Annotated in this window: 12 protein-coding genes; 4 read left to right on the plus strand and 8 right to left on the minus strand. The window is 38.6% G+C overall.

Features of this window, described 5'->3' with window-relative positions:
- Positions 1-24 precede the first annotated feature (24 nt).
- The 4 genes from ACLU24_RS01540 (at position 25) to ACLU24_RS01555 (ending at position 3,422) form a co-directional block, all read left to right on the plus strand.
- On the plus strand, positions 25-486 hold the full coding sequence (locus ACLU24_RS01540; RefSeq protein WP_412609834.1) for a PH domain-containing protein: 462 nt from the start codon (positions 25-27) through the stop codon (positions 484-486).
- Positions 467-1,906: a PH domain-containing protein gene (locus ACLU24_RS01545; protein WP_412609836.1), complete on the plus strand. Its 1,440-nt coding sequence runs from the start codon at positions 467-469 to the stop codon at positions 1,904-1,906. The genes ACLU24_RS01540 and ACLU24_RS01545 overlap by 20 nt, the downstream gene beginning before the upstream one ends.
- A 186-nt stretch (positions 1,907-2,092) precedes the next feature.
- Complete coding sequence (locus tag ACLU24_RS01550) at positions 2,093-2,785, plus strand: 5'-methylthioadenosine/adenosylhomocysteine nucleosidase (protein ID WP_412609838.1); 693 nt, start codon at positions 2,093-2,095, stop codon at positions 2,783-2,785.
- A 79-nt stretch (positions 2,786-2,864) separates the two neighbouring features.
- A complete protein-coding gene (locus ACLU24_RS01555; RefSeq protein ID WP_412609840.1) occupies positions 2,865-3,422 on the plus strand; it encodes a hypothetical protein in 558 nt (185 codons plus the stop codon).
- A 145-nt stretch (positions 3,423-3,567) separates the two neighbouring features.
- On the opposite strand, the gene ACLU24_RS01560 is transcribed toward ACLU24_RS01555, so the two are convergent.
- The 8 genes from ACLU24_RS01560 to ACLU24_RS01595 form a co-directional block, all read right to left on the minus strand.
- A complete protein-coding gene (locus ACLU24_RS01560) occupies positions 3,568-3,786 on the minus strand; it encodes a helix-turn-helix transcriptional regulator (protein ID WP_022265400.1) in 219 nt (72 codons plus the stop codon).
- Complete coding sequence (locus ACLU24_RS01565) at positions 3,786-4,091, minus strand: DUF6442 family protein (protein ID WP_412609841.1); 306 nt, start codon at positions 4,089-4,091, stop codon at positions 3,786-3,788. The genes ACLU24_RS01560 and ACLU24_RS01565 overlap by 1 nt, the downstream gene beginning before the upstream one ends.
- A gap of 714 nt (positions 4,092-4,805) precedes the next feature.
- A complete protein-coding gene (locus ACLU24_RS01570; RefSeq protein WP_412609843.1) occupies positions 4,806-6,179 on the minus strand; it encodes a UDP-N-acetylmuramoyl-tripeptide--D-alanyl-D-alanine ligase in 1,374 nt (457 codons plus the stop codon).
- A gap of 14 nt (positions 6,180-6,193) precedes the next feature.
- The gene (locus ACLU24_RS01575; protein WP_412609845.1) at positions 6,194-7,666 is read right to left on the minus strand and encodes a UDP-N-acetylmuramoyl-L-alanyl-D-glutamate--2,6-diaminopimelate ligase; all 1,473 of its coding nucleotides are present in this window, start codon (positions 7,664-7,666) and stop codon (positions 6,194-6,196) included.
- A gap of 168 nt (positions 7,667-7,834) precedes the next feature.
- Entirely contained in the window at positions 7,835-9,076 is a 1,242-nt protein-coding gene (locus ACLU24_RS01580) for a type II secretion system F family protein (protein WP_412609847.1), read from the minus strand.
- Between the two features lie 24 nt (positions 9,077-9,100).
- Entirely contained in the window at positions 9,101-10,150 is a 1,050-nt protein-coding gene (locus tag ACLU24_RS01585; protein ID WP_412609849.1) for a type IV pilus twitching motility protein PilT, read from the minus strand.
- A 75-nt stretch (positions 10,151-10,225) separates the two neighbouring features.
- Positions 10,226-11,926, minus strand: a complete 1,701-nt coding sequence (locus ACLU24_RS01590) for a GspE/PulE family protein (protein ID WP_412609851.1) — start codon at positions 11,924-11,926, stop codon at positions 10,226-10,228.
- Between the two features lie 36 nt (positions 11,927-11,962).
- The gene (locus ACLU24_RS01595) at positions 11,963-12,847 is read right to left on the minus strand and encodes a prepilin peptidase (protein WP_412609853.1); all 885 of its coding nucleotides are present in this window, start codon (positions 12,845-12,847) and stop codon (positions 11,963-11,965) included.
- Positions 12,848-12,873: the final 26 nt, after the last annotated feature.

Here is a 12,873-nt window from a genome sequence, read left to right on the forward strand (position 1 = left end):
CATAGATTTTTTAAGGTGATTATTATGGAAAAACAAAAACCTTCTAAAAATTCAATCCTCGTTTGGCGTATACGAGCCACTCTTATTTTATTCGGCACCGCGTTTATTCTCGGCGCTTTATTCGTGTTTTTCCCAATAATATCATCTATTATCGCTACTCTTATAATAATAGCATATATCCTGGCTATAACTATTTATTGCCCAAAGCTCTATAAGCATACAAATTTTTATTTAGTCGGAAAAAACCTTACCATAGAGCAAGGTTTTTTTATCAAGCGTAAATGTACGCTTAGTCCCGAGCGTATTCAATATATTATAACTTTGAGCGGACCCATTCAGCGAAGCTTGGGCGTCTGTTCGCTGTCATTTATGACGGCAGGTTCTGCTCAGACCCTGCAAAATATCACCCCCGAGGACGCGCTAAAAATCAAATCAGCTCTCGACCCTTCAAAAAAGGAGGTGCGTGGTGAAAGAAAGAAGCCTTAAAAAACAACATCCTTTCGCTATGCTGTCAAAATTGACAGGCTCGGCACTACTCCTTTTGTTACCTGTTATACAGCAGCTATTATACAGACCGCAGAACGCAATCGAAATAATCGGTTCTATGGGTATTTCTGCACTTTATGCCATAGGCGTTATAACCGGTGCATTTATTTTCTATAATACCTGTCGATATAAAAGAGTGGCAAACGGTATATATCTTGAGCGTGGAGTTTTGATAAAGCGAAAGTTTACCGTTCCGTTTGAAAATGTTTCAACCATAACTGTCGATAGAAATATTTTTGCAAATATTTTTAATGCGGCGAGAATAAGTATAGATACACCCGCAGGTTTCAGCAAAAAGCGAGATATTTCCCTTTATATGCGTAGAAGTAAAGCTCGTTTTATAATAATTAAAATGCTCGATGGCTTAAAAACAAGCTATGTATATCTCGCAGGAAATTTTCGTATGGTGCTTATGTCAGCCCTTTGGTCAAACCCAATGACGGGCTTACTTTTGCTTGCACCGCTTATCCAAAAGACAGGTAATATTCTCGGCAAAGAATTTAATAGTATAGTAATTAAATCTGTCGATTTCCGAACAAATCTTGTTTCAGTCGGCATTACTCCGGCGGCGGCAACTATCGCAAATATTCTTGTGCTTGGCTGGGCAGTTGCTATGCTTTTCCAATTTTTCAGATACGCAAGATTTTCCTCAAAGCGTATCGGCGATTATATTGCCATAACAAGAGGAATCGGAGTTAAAAACGAACGCTATACAAAAATTCACGAGATTTCGGCTCTTACTATAAGTAGTACACTTTCTATGGCGATGCTCAAGCTGAGAAGTGCGGGAATTTTCGCCGTAGGCTCCGGCAAAGATAAGGGCGATAAAAGCCTTATTGCAATAGCCGCTAACGACCGAGAACTTGCTTCCGCAATTAAGGGCATAGTCGGCTTTGACACTCGCTATAAAAGACGCCTACGCCCCGAAAAAAGTCGGCTTTTCTCATATATTATGGTTCCGCTTATTGCTATGGCAACAGTTTTTGCAGCTGTAAGTCTGCTTATATTTGTACCGTTGCTTGACGATTTGTATTTTACCGCACTATTAATATCTCTCGCTCCGCTTGCGTGGTGGATAGCTTTTAGAGTTTATGCGTTTTATAATTCCTCAATCGGCTATAATAAAACCTGTGCAATGTTCTGTGGATATAGAAAGCTTTCACTCGTTGAATATGTAATCCCATATCAGCACATACAGTTCGTTGAAATCAGGCAAAATCTTTTTCAACAACATTCAGGCTTTTGCAATGTCAGAGTCTATCTCTATTATGAAGAAAAAGCGATTCATACAGTTAAACACTTGAGATTAGCCGATGCCGAAGAAATCGTCAAACAAATCGAAAAAAGAATCAGTAGCTAACAAACTCCCCCTAGACTGCCAAAAGCTTTGCGGCGAGACGCCGCAGCCAAGACGCGTAATCGCTTGGCTTTGCCTCGCTCGTAGCAAATATAGGAAGTTTTGTCCACGCGGAGGGCTAAACTACCGATTAGTTAATGCACTTCTTTATGGCAGTTAAAAAATGTTTTTAAGAAAGGAAGTCTAAAAATGATAGGAATAATAGGTGCTATGGATATTGAAGTAGAGGGACTCATCTCTGCTATGAGCGATAAAGAAGAAAAAAAAATCAGTGGAATAGTCTTTCATTCAGGAAAAATCGGTAACAAAGAATGTGTCGTTGCTAAGTGTGGTATAGGCAAGGTCAATGCCGCTGTCTGCACTCAAACAATGATTCTTGAATATCAGCCTGAATGTATCATAAATACAGGTATCGGCGGTGCTACATCTCTCGAAACCAAAATCGGCGATGTCGTAATCGCCACAGAAGTAGTTCAGCACGATATGGATACAACCGCCCTCGGCGATGCTCCGGCAACGCTTTTTCTCCACAACGGTGAATACGATAAAATCCCTTGTAATAAAGCCCTTTCAGAAAAAATTATTTCCGCTTGTGAAAGCTGTGGCATAGAGCCAAAGCTCGGCATTACCGCAACAGGTGATAGATTCATCGCAGGAAACAACGAACGCATTAAGCTTAATAAAAACTTTGGTGCAATCGTTTGTGAGATGGAAGGCGGAAGTATCGGACAGGTTTGCTTTATAAACGATATCCCATTCACCATTTTGCGTTCAATTTCAGACAGTATGAGTAACGAAGACGATAGCGTTGAATATATGACCTTCTGTAAAAGCTCGGCTCAAAAATCTGTCGCCGTACTCAAAAAATTCCTTACAGAGTAATAAATTTCCAATTTTATATTTACATATCAAAAATCTATGTTAAAATAAGATAAATAATATATTGGGGAGTTGCTCATAAATGAAGAAAATGCCTGTACTTGTTCTATTGGCGCTTATAATAATTCTTTTCCCGTTTATTATGCTTATCATACAAATGGGTAATAATAGCGAGCTTATGAATAGCAAAAATAATATTATAGAAAACTACTCCAAATATGAAGAAAAACTGAAAGAGAATGGCTATAAAACGAAATTAGTTACTGAAAATGGGGAAAAATATCTTATTGTTTATGAAGACCATGTTACCTATAAATTTAATAAATTAAATTCCTGTACTGCCGAATTCAGCAATAAAGATGTTGCCTCACAAAAATACACTTGCAAAATGTATGTAAAAAATATAGGTGAAAGTACGGTAAATGTCACTCTAAATGAAACATATCAAAACACAGAAATTGATTTTTCCTGTAACTATTCATCAAATGGCTTTGATACTATAATCGCCGATACACCAAACTATGATAGAAATGATAGAGAGATTAAAGAGATGATTGAGGGAGATTATAAATTATCGGCTGTTTATGCTCAAATGAAAAATATAAATACCGACCTTAAAAATATATCAAAAGAAAAATAATCCAAATAACCTGTCCAATAAAATCTATAGGGCAGGTTATTTTATGTTAATCAGAATAAAAAAGAAACAAAAATCCGACTGCTCATAATGAACAGCCGGATTTTTGTTTTAGGAGAAAATTATGATTAAGTTAGGAGTAAGCAAATTATTCATCAAGATTAAAGAAAAAAAGTTCTTCAAATCTTTTGTCAAGTGCGATACAAAGAAGTAAAGCAAGCTTTGCACTCGGGCAAAACTGATTGTTTTCTATTGAGCTTATAGTTTGTCGAGAAACACCGACCATATCTGCAAGCTCACCTTGAGATATTTTTTTTTCTGCACGGGCAACTCTAAGTTTGTTTTGAAGTTCCAACGGTTTACTCATTACTCAAACACCACAAACGCAATAATACAAGCCACCGCAATAACCAAAGTTGCAAATGCGGCAATCAGATATTTCGTTTTCCTTAAATCCTTATATTGATAAAAGAAAGTAGTTGAGAGGTATGCAGTCATAATCGCACCAAACTCAAAAAATTTTTCGCCATGAAAGGCTTTGTAAACGCTAAATACCAAGCAAAGAACAGCCACAACAACCGCACCGAATCCGAATGAACGGCTATAAACGGTTTGTTCTCGTTCATCGAGACCATCTTTTTTGTTTTTAGCAAGTATTTCTTGTTTATTCATACTCAAGAACCGCCTTAAACAACTTTATTCAGCCCATCTCTCTTGGCTGACTATATATTACCACAGCTCTGGCAATTTGTCAAGTACCCTTGGCAAAATTTCTTCCAAACTTGTCAGTGGCGAGCCGCCACAGCCAAGACACGGAATCGCTCGGTATGAGTATGGGAAATTTGTTGACGCGGATAAAGTAACTACCGTAGCCGAACGGGCTATGCCGTTCGGCTCTACCAACTAGCTAACAGACTTTCCCAAGATAATTAAAAGTTTTGCTCAAGGCGGATCCTTTGGTGAGTTTTAAGGGTGAAACCCTTAACTTCTCTCGTAAATGTCGAGGTTTTGCAACGCAAAACCGATTCCGCGTCTTGACAGCGGCGGCACGCCCTTTCGGTAGTACATCGGTAGTTTCCTCGACAGCATAAATAATCTTATCTCGCAAATACCAAACCATTCCACATTTTATCGTTTAACCAAAAAAGCCAAGCTTATGCACACAATAAGTGTATATAAACTTGACTTAACTAAATAATCTTGCTATAATTAAATCATAGATACACAGTTCGTGATGATTCGTGGTTTAATTCTTAACTACATTTGCAGTGATTAAGTTCCTAAAAGTGTGAAAGGCATAAGTTAGCGTTGCCAGTTAAGATTTTATCACAAACAAGGTTTTGAGGTGATAATTTCTACTTCCACTATGACAAAATTTAATATAGCTTATTTTGACTTATCAGTAATAACCGCCTTAGAAATTTCTTCGGTGTGCATAGAACGAGAACCCTTAACAAGAATAGCACAACCATCAACAATTTGTGTTTTCAAGTAAGATAGGGCAGAGGCATTATCCGTAAAACACCTTGCAATAACATTCTTATTCTTGCTCAAAGCACCTTTGGCTATGTTTTCTGCAAGATTTCCTATACAGATTACGCAATCAATGCCAATTTCGCCAAGATGTTCACCAACAGAAAAATGCTCGCTTTCGGCATAGTCACCCAGTTCAAGCATATTCGCAAGAACGGCAATTCTCTTAGTTGCATCAATGGATTTCAAAACATCAAGCGATACCTTCATAGCGTCAGGACTTGCATTATAGCTATCATCAATCAATGTACAGCCATCAAGCTTATGAATCTGCTGACGCATAGGAGCATTTTTATAGGTAAGAAGTCCAGCTTTAATAAGCTCGGTAGAAAGTCCGCAAGCCTTAGCTACTGCAAAAGCGGCAAGAGCATTTTTAACATTATGCTCACCAAGGGTAGGTATTTCTATTTCTTCGGTTTCATTCTTACTTACAAGAGTAAATATGGTATTCATACCATTAACACGAATATTTTCAGCACGATAATCGCAATTCTTGTCAAAACCGAATGTAACTGTCTTAAAATCCTGTTTTCCATAAAGAGTAATAAGAAGCTTATCATCACCATTCAAGAAAAGTACGCTATCCTTAGTGAAATTACCTGTTATCTTAAATTTTTCGGACATAATATTTTCTCTTGAACCGAGATTTTCAATATGAGCTGTGCCTATATTAGTCATAACTGCCATAGAAGGCTTAGCGATTGCACAGAGTCTTTCCATCTCGCCAAATTCGCTCATACCCATTTCGATAACAGCAGTTTCATTTTCAGGCATAATATCGAGCATAGTAAGCGGAAGACCTATCTGGCTATTTCTGTTGCCCTTAGTCTTAAAAACATTTGAGCCTTGAGAAAGTGCAGCAGCAATCATTTCCTTTGTACTTGTCTTACCGACACTGCCTGTAACTCCGATAATTTTTATATTAAACTTTGAACGATAATATGCACCAAGAGCCTGAAGTGCAGTAAGAGTATTTTTGACCTTAATGTAAGGCTTTTCGGCTTTTTCTGGAGCATCATATTCTGTAAAAGTCGCCGAACAGATTTTCAGGCAATCGTCTATAAACTTATGTGCATCGACCTTTTCGCCACGAATCGGCACAAAAAGTGTTCCGTTTTTAACTTCTCTGCTATCGCAAGCAACACTTGTGATTTCTGTATCAGGATTTCCACAAAGCAGAGTTCCACCGACTGCTTTGGCAATTTCTGAAACTTTTAACGGTATCATAATTTATCCTCCAATTATTTCTCAGCCAATATAGAAGCGATAACTTCACGCTCATCATAGTGCGTTTTCTTACCGTTCTTATCCTGATAATTTTCGTGGCCCTTACCTGCAAGAACTATAATATCTCCGTCCTGAGCATTTTCGATACAATAACGGATAGCGTCTGTTCTATCAGGAATGACGACATATTTGCCTTCTGTTTTATTGATACCAACCTTTATATCCTCGATGATATCCATAACATTTTCAAAACGGGAATTATCTTCGGTTATGACGGATAAATCTGAAAGTCTGCCCGAAATTTCGCCCATTTCGTAACGGCGGTCACGAGGTCTGTTTCCGCCCGCACCGAAAAGTGTAATCAAGCGGTTCGGGTGATATTCACGCAAGATAGTTAATAGACTTTCCATACTGAGAGCATTATGAGCATAGTCTATAAGCAAGGTATAGTGTCCCGGAACAGGCACAGGCTCAACCCTGCCCTTAACCTTAACAGTATTCAAACCCTCCTTGATAGCATCAAGGGAAACAAGATGACGACAAACAGATATTGCCGCAAGGGCATTATAAGCCATAAATTTGCCCGGAATATCGACATCAAGCTCAGTATTCAATACCCCACTAATAGTGAAATGCACTCCAAGATAGCCAGCCTTTGAGATAAGTCTATCATCAGAACCGATAAGCTCCGCATTCTTCGAGAAACCAAAGGTTTCAATCTTGCAAGATGAATGTTCTATTATGTACTGAGCCTTTGCATCATCTATATTTATCATACCAACCTTGCATTGCTTGAATAAGAGTGCCTTGCAATCGAGGTATTCCTGCATATCTTTATGCTCAGCACCGCCAATATGGTCGTGTGAAAAATTAGTAAAGATTGCATAGTCAAAGATAAAACCGTCTGTTCTGTGCCATTTCAAGCCAAGTGAACTTGCCTCCATAACAACGCACTTACAGCCCGCATTAATCATCTTACGCATTGCTCGTTGAATCTCATAGGATTCAGGCGTTGTATTGGCTGTTTCTTCAACCTTTCCGTCAATAACGATTCCAAGAGTACCTATAATGCCTGTTTTCAAGCCACCTGCTGTGAGAATATTTGCAACCATAGATGCAGTAGTAGTCTTGCCCTTAGTACCGGTAATGCCGATTGTAGTAAGTTCATTGGCTGGATTACCGAAATATACCGCTGAAACCAAAGCAAGAGCTTCTCTTGTATCCTTAACTCTGATTACAAGTGCATTTTTAACCTCTACATCTTCGCAAACAAGCACCGCAATAGCACCACCATCAACGGCAGCCTGTGCGAATTTATGCCCGTCAAAAGATGAACCACTGAGGCAGACAAAGAGGCAATCTTTTTGCACCTTACGAGAATCATATATTACATCTGAAATATCGGTATCAAGAATTTTTTCGTTGTCTATATCTGTGTTTTCTGAAAGAGTATAATTTAAATCCTTTATAAGCTCTTTTAATTTCATAAAATCAACCCCTTATAATTCTTATTAAAAGAATAGTAGAATATTCCTTTCTCATTTTACCACAACCTTAAAGCAAGTTCTACTATTTTATATAAATTTAATTAAACACAAAAAGACGGCCACCTTCGTGACCGTCTTTAATAGGACTAATTATAAGATTTAAGCCGTTTAGCTTTGTGATGTACCAATAACATCGTACATACCAAACATTGGAAGAATAATAGAAACAACAAGGAAACCAACAATAACACCTATGACAACTGTCATAATCGGCGTCATCATATCTGTAAGTCTTTGTGTAGATTCTTCTGTTTGTGATTCAAAAAGTTCTGCCATCTTATAGAGAGAATCACCAAGCATACCTGATTCTTCACCAACTCGAATCATAGAAACGAGAATTGCATCGAATACCGGGTGCTTTTTCATAGCCTCATTGATTGGCACACCTATCTGAACATCATTGATAACATCTGTTATTCTTGCTCTGACAAAGAGGTTAGAAACAGTATCTCTTGAAAGAGCCATGGCTCTATGAATAGGAATACCTGCATCTGTAAGGGTCGACATAAGTCGGCAGAAACGAGCAAGAGAAGATTGTCTGATGATAGGACCGATAAGCGGTATCTTCATCTGGAACTGTGCAAACTTCATTGCAAATTCCGCACTGTTCTTCTTCAGCAGGATAAATGCTACCGTAATAGCAAGAACGATAAGGAGGAGCAGCCACCAATATCCGATAAGGAAGTCTGAGAAACCCATAACAACCTTTGTAAGACCAGGTAGGTCGGCACCAAAGCTATCGTAAACACCTGTAAATGTTGGCAAAACAAAACAGCAAAGAACGATAACAACTACAATTATAAGCACAATAAGGAAGATAGGGTACATAAATGCACTTTTGAGTTTACCTTTAAGTGCTATATCCTTCTTTGTGATAAGCGCACACTGTTCAAAAGCTGTATCAAGACGACCGTTTGCCTCACCAGCCTCTACGATACTTACTATGATTGATGGGAAAGATTTAAACTTTCTCATAGACTGTGACATGGTAATACCGTTATAGAGATCCTGGTTCATTTCGGTCATAATTTTCTTCATGGTCTTATCTTTTTCGGTGGTAATCATAATCTCCATAGCAAGAGAAAGGTTGATACCAGCCTTCATCATAAGAGCCATCTGGTTAAGGAACATCAGGAGTTTCTTTGGCTTAATCTTTTGCTTATGATAATCGCCGCCGATTTCCATCTGCATAATACTTGTAGGTGCATCGGAGTTAGGAGCTTCTACGAGTTCCTGAACAACGAGTCCCTTATTTCTTAAAGAATTAAGAGCCTCATTTTCTGTTGGTGCATCTAAAAATCCTGTTTTCTTTTGATTTTTCTGATTTATCGCCGTATATTTATATTTCAATTTAATTCACCGCCCCTTAGGAAATCAGGTTATAAGTTGGTCAGTTTCGCCGATGTCGAAGCTCCAAGCCTTAGCTGTCTGGGCAGTGATAATACCTTGGTTGAGAAGTCCTTCGATACTCTTCTTCATGGTAATCATACCAGTTTGTGTACCAAGCTGAATAGCCTGGTCGATATTGGCTGTCTTATTCTCACGAATAAGGTTACTGATAGCCTTTGTAACGAACATCATCTCGAATGCGGCAACACGACCTCCTGTTGCTCGAGGAAGAAGTCTCTGAGAAATAACAGCTTTAAGAGATGTTGAAAGCTGAACTCTAATCTGCTGCTGTTGGTCGGCAGGGAAGATATCTATAAGTCTATCTATTGTCTTAGCAGCGCCCTCTGTATGAACTGTTGAGAAAACCAAGTGTCCTGTTTCAACGGCTGTCATAGCTGTTGACATTGTTTCTCTATCACGAAGCTCTCCGAGGAGGATAATATCAGGGTCTTCACGCATCGCAGCTCTAAGAGCATTTGCATAAGATTGGCAATCGAGTCCGATTTCTCTCTGGTTGATGATGCAATGCTTAGGAGTATGTATAAATTCAACCGGGTCTTCGATTGTGATAATATGACGGCTCTTGTTCTTATTTATTTCGTTAAGCAAAGCCGCAAGAGTAGTAGATTTACCGGAACCGGTAGGTCCGCAAAGGAGAACCAAACCAGCGTTAAGTTCGAGTGTTTTTCTGATAGCCTTTGGCATATGGAAAGTACTCAATTCAGGAACAACACTATTGATAACACGAAGAACAATAGATGTTCCGCATCTCTGGTGGAAAGCATTTGCTCTGAAACGACCGCAATCGCCGATTTCAACGGCGGCGTCGGCTTCACCGACTGTCATAAAGGTATTGAACTTATCCGCCATAAGCAAAGCTTTGATAACTGCAGTAACCTCGCCCTCTGTAAGAGCAGGGTCGTCTGTAAAGATTACATTACCATGAAGTCTGTATGCCGGGTGGTTACCGGAGGCAAGGTGAATATCAGAAGCACCCTTCTCAACGGCCATTTTAACGAGATTATAAAAATCCATCTTTAAATATCGCCCCTATCGTTATTATTTATTTGCGCTTTAAGCATTTTATGAAAATGCAAAAATCTTTTAATATTAGTCATTAGAGATAGTAACATCTATAAATACTTCATAAGAGGTTACTCCCTGAAGCACGAGTCGGCGTACATTCTCTGTCATAGGAATCATACCGTCCTCTATAGCTACATCTCTAAGTTCATCTGAGCTTATGTTCTTAGTAACCGCACGCTTAACAACATGAGTAAAGAGCATAATCTCATGAACAGCAATTCTTCCTTTATAGCCTTTTTTATTACATTTTTCACAGCCGCAGGGCTTATAAAGTGTAATATCCTCATCAAGCGGAAGATTGAGCGACAAACGCTCCTCATGGCTCGGTGAATACGGCTGCTTACAATCTTTGCAAAGCCTTAAAACAAGCTTTTGAGCTATAATGCCAAGTACCGCAGATGAAACCATATACGGTTCTATTCCCATATCTACAAGACGGGCAACCGAGCTTGGTGCGTCGTATGTATGAAGTGTAGAGAGAACCAAGTGACCTGTAATAGCCGCAGAAACCGCAATATTGGCAGTTTCACCATCACGAATCTCACCGATCATAATAACATCAGGGTCCTGACGAAGAATAGATCTAAGAGCTGCCGCAAAGGTTAGACCTGCTTTTTCATTGATATTAACCTGTGTAATACCCGGAACAATCATTTCAACCGGATTTTCAACGGTAATAATATTGATTTCATCTCTCATAATTGCACGGAGTCCGGTATAAAGCGTGGTTGATTTACCGGAACCAGTAGCACCTGTAACAAGGATAATACCTCTATGGCTTGAAATAAGGTGATCAAATTTTTTAAGGTTCTCTGGCAGGAAGCCTATATTTTCTTTTTTAAGCTCCATACCGAGAGAAGTGGTAATACGCATAACTATCTTTTCGCCAAACATAGACGGAAGAACTGAAATACGGAGGTCAATTTCCATACCGCCGATTTTATAGTTAATACGACCATCCTGTGGAATACGCTTTTCGGCGATATTCATATTACCTATAAATTTTATACGGCTCGTAACTGAAGGTATAAGCTCAGGAGCTGTTTCCATATAAATTTGGCAGTTACCATCTATACGGAAGCGTATTCTCATACATTTTTCCATAGGCTCAATATGAATATCACTGGCCTTTTGATAAACAGCTTCTTCCATCATATTATTAACAAAACGAATAATAGGCTGGTCGTTTCCTGTAGCTTCTGCCTTTGCAGCTTCTTCTGCCTCTTCTTTGGTTTTATCGCTCATCTGCTGAGAAGCAACGAACTCCTTAGCATCATCATAAGCCTTTTGCGAGGCATAAACCTCACGGAATTTGTTTGTAATTTTAGTTGGTTCGGCAATAACAGGCTTAATCTTTAGCTTTGTATAAATTGCAATATCATTAAATGCCTTATAGTTAAGCGGGTCTGCGACTGCAATAGTCAGAAATCTTCCCTCAAGTGAAATCGGCAAAACCATATATTGCTGAGCAAGGTTTTCTGGAATAAGGTTTGCCATTTGTTCCGGATCAATCTGTACTGTATCAAGGTCAAGATACGGTATAAGCAACTGCTTTTCGAGAGCCTTACAAACTTGCTGCTCTGTAACTATACCATCCTCTACGAGAATATCTGCTATACGCTTTTTAGAGGTTTTTTGTTTCTCAAGAACTGCTTCGAGCTGTTCTTCAGTTATTGCACCTGAATTTATAAGGATTTGACCTATTTTTAGATTGCTTGCCCTCATCAATTACACTCCTTAAAAGTTGAGAAAAGTAGCTTTTTACTTAAACAAGGCTAAGTACATACTTACGGCATTATTTATCAAATCGAAGAAACAAATATAAATAATAGTTCCAATAGCAATATACGGACCAAAGGCAAGGTAAGAACCTTTTGTATCTTGCTCTGATATTTCAGAGGTTTCTGATGTATCAGCTTCTGAAAGTTCTATATCATCGTCATCTTCTTCATCATCAGAAATTTCTTCTGAACTTTCATCAGACTCAGAATTCAATCTTTGTATAATAAGAGTAACAATAAAACCGATGCTTGCGATTATAAGCGAAATAAATATAGTGTATATTGTACCTGGAAAACCTGTAAGGATTCCGATTGCGGCAAAAAGCTTTACATCACCAAAGCCCACACCTTCTCTTTTATAAATCAGCACGCCAAGGGCATTTATCAGAAGCATTGCTCCGCCTCCGATTGCTGCTCCTGCAAGCGGTTGCCACCATTCTGAGCTGAATATATTATAGCCTCGTATTCTGTCATATATTATCACTGCAAGAAATACAACAGCCAAAGCTACTGTGAACTGGTCCGGAATTATCGTATATTTAAAATCGGAAATTGTAATCATAAGTAATATGACTATAGAAAATCCCAAAGCAGCAAACAGTATATCGTAGCCCTTATTAAACTGCAATCGACAAAGCATAAGGCAAATTGCAGCAATTATTGAAAGTATAATTCCCGAACCCTTAAACGATACTCGCCTTCCAAGTAATTCCTCAGACGGTTCTTCATCATAGTCACAATACCATTTGGCAGGAAATTTATTAAAAAGAAAATACGCTATAAATATCAGTAAAAAACCTATTGGCAAGCAGGCGGCAAGCCATATAAGTCCGCCTGTTGTACCAAGGTAAGCCAAAGATTCCATAATTTTTTAATCCCTTTTGCCTATAA

The organism is Pseudoruminococcus sp. (genome assembly GCF_047012705.1).
Lineage (GTDB): Bacteria > Bacillota > Clostridia > Oscillospirales > Acutalibacteraceae > Pseudoruminococcus.

Excerpts from the sequence above, each read along its gene's own strand:
- ACLU24_RS01540 (WP_412609834.1), top strand. The coding sequence starts at position 25 with ATGGAAAAACAAAAACCTTCTAAAAATTCAATCCTCGTTTGGCGTATA.
- ACLU24_RS01550 (WP_412609838.1), top strand. The coding sequence starts at position 2,093 with ATGATAGGAATAATAGGTGCTATGGATATTGAAGTAGAGGGACTCATC.
- ACLU24_RS01555 (WP_412609840.1), top strand. The coding sequence starts at position 2,865 with ATGAAGAAAATGCCTGTACTTGTTCTATTGGCGCTTATAATAATTCTT.
- ACLU24_RS01560 (WP_022265400.1), bottom strand. The coding sequence starts at position 3,786 with ATGAGTAAACCGTTGGAACTTCAAAACAAACTTAGAGTTGCCCGTGCA.
- ACLU24_RS01565 (WP_412609841.1), bottom strand. The coding sequence starts at position 4,091 with ATGAATAAACAAGAAATACTTGCTAAAAACAAAAAAGATGGTCTCGAT.
- ACLU24_RS01570 (WP_412609843.1), bottom strand. The coding sequence starts at position 6,179 with ATGATACCGTTAAAAGTTTCAGAAATTGCCAAAGCAGTCGGTGGAACT.
- ACLU24_RS01575 (WP_412609845.1), bottom strand. The coding sequence starts at position 7,666 with ATGAAATTAAAAGAGCTTATAAAGGATTTAAATTATACTCTTTCAGAA.
- ACLU24_RS01585 (WP_412609849.1), bottom strand. The coding sequence starts at position 10,150 with ATGGATTTTTATAATCTCGTTAAAATGGCCGTTGAGAAGGGTGCTTCT.
- ACLU24_RS01590 (WP_412609851.1), bottom strand. The coding sequence starts at position 11,926 with ATGAGGGCAAGCAATCTAAAAATAGGTCAAATCCTTATAAATTCAGGT.
- ACLU24_RS01595 (WP_412609853.1), bottom strand. The coding sequence starts at position 12,847 with ATGGAATCTTTGGCTTACCTTGGTACAACAGGCGGACTTATATGGCTT.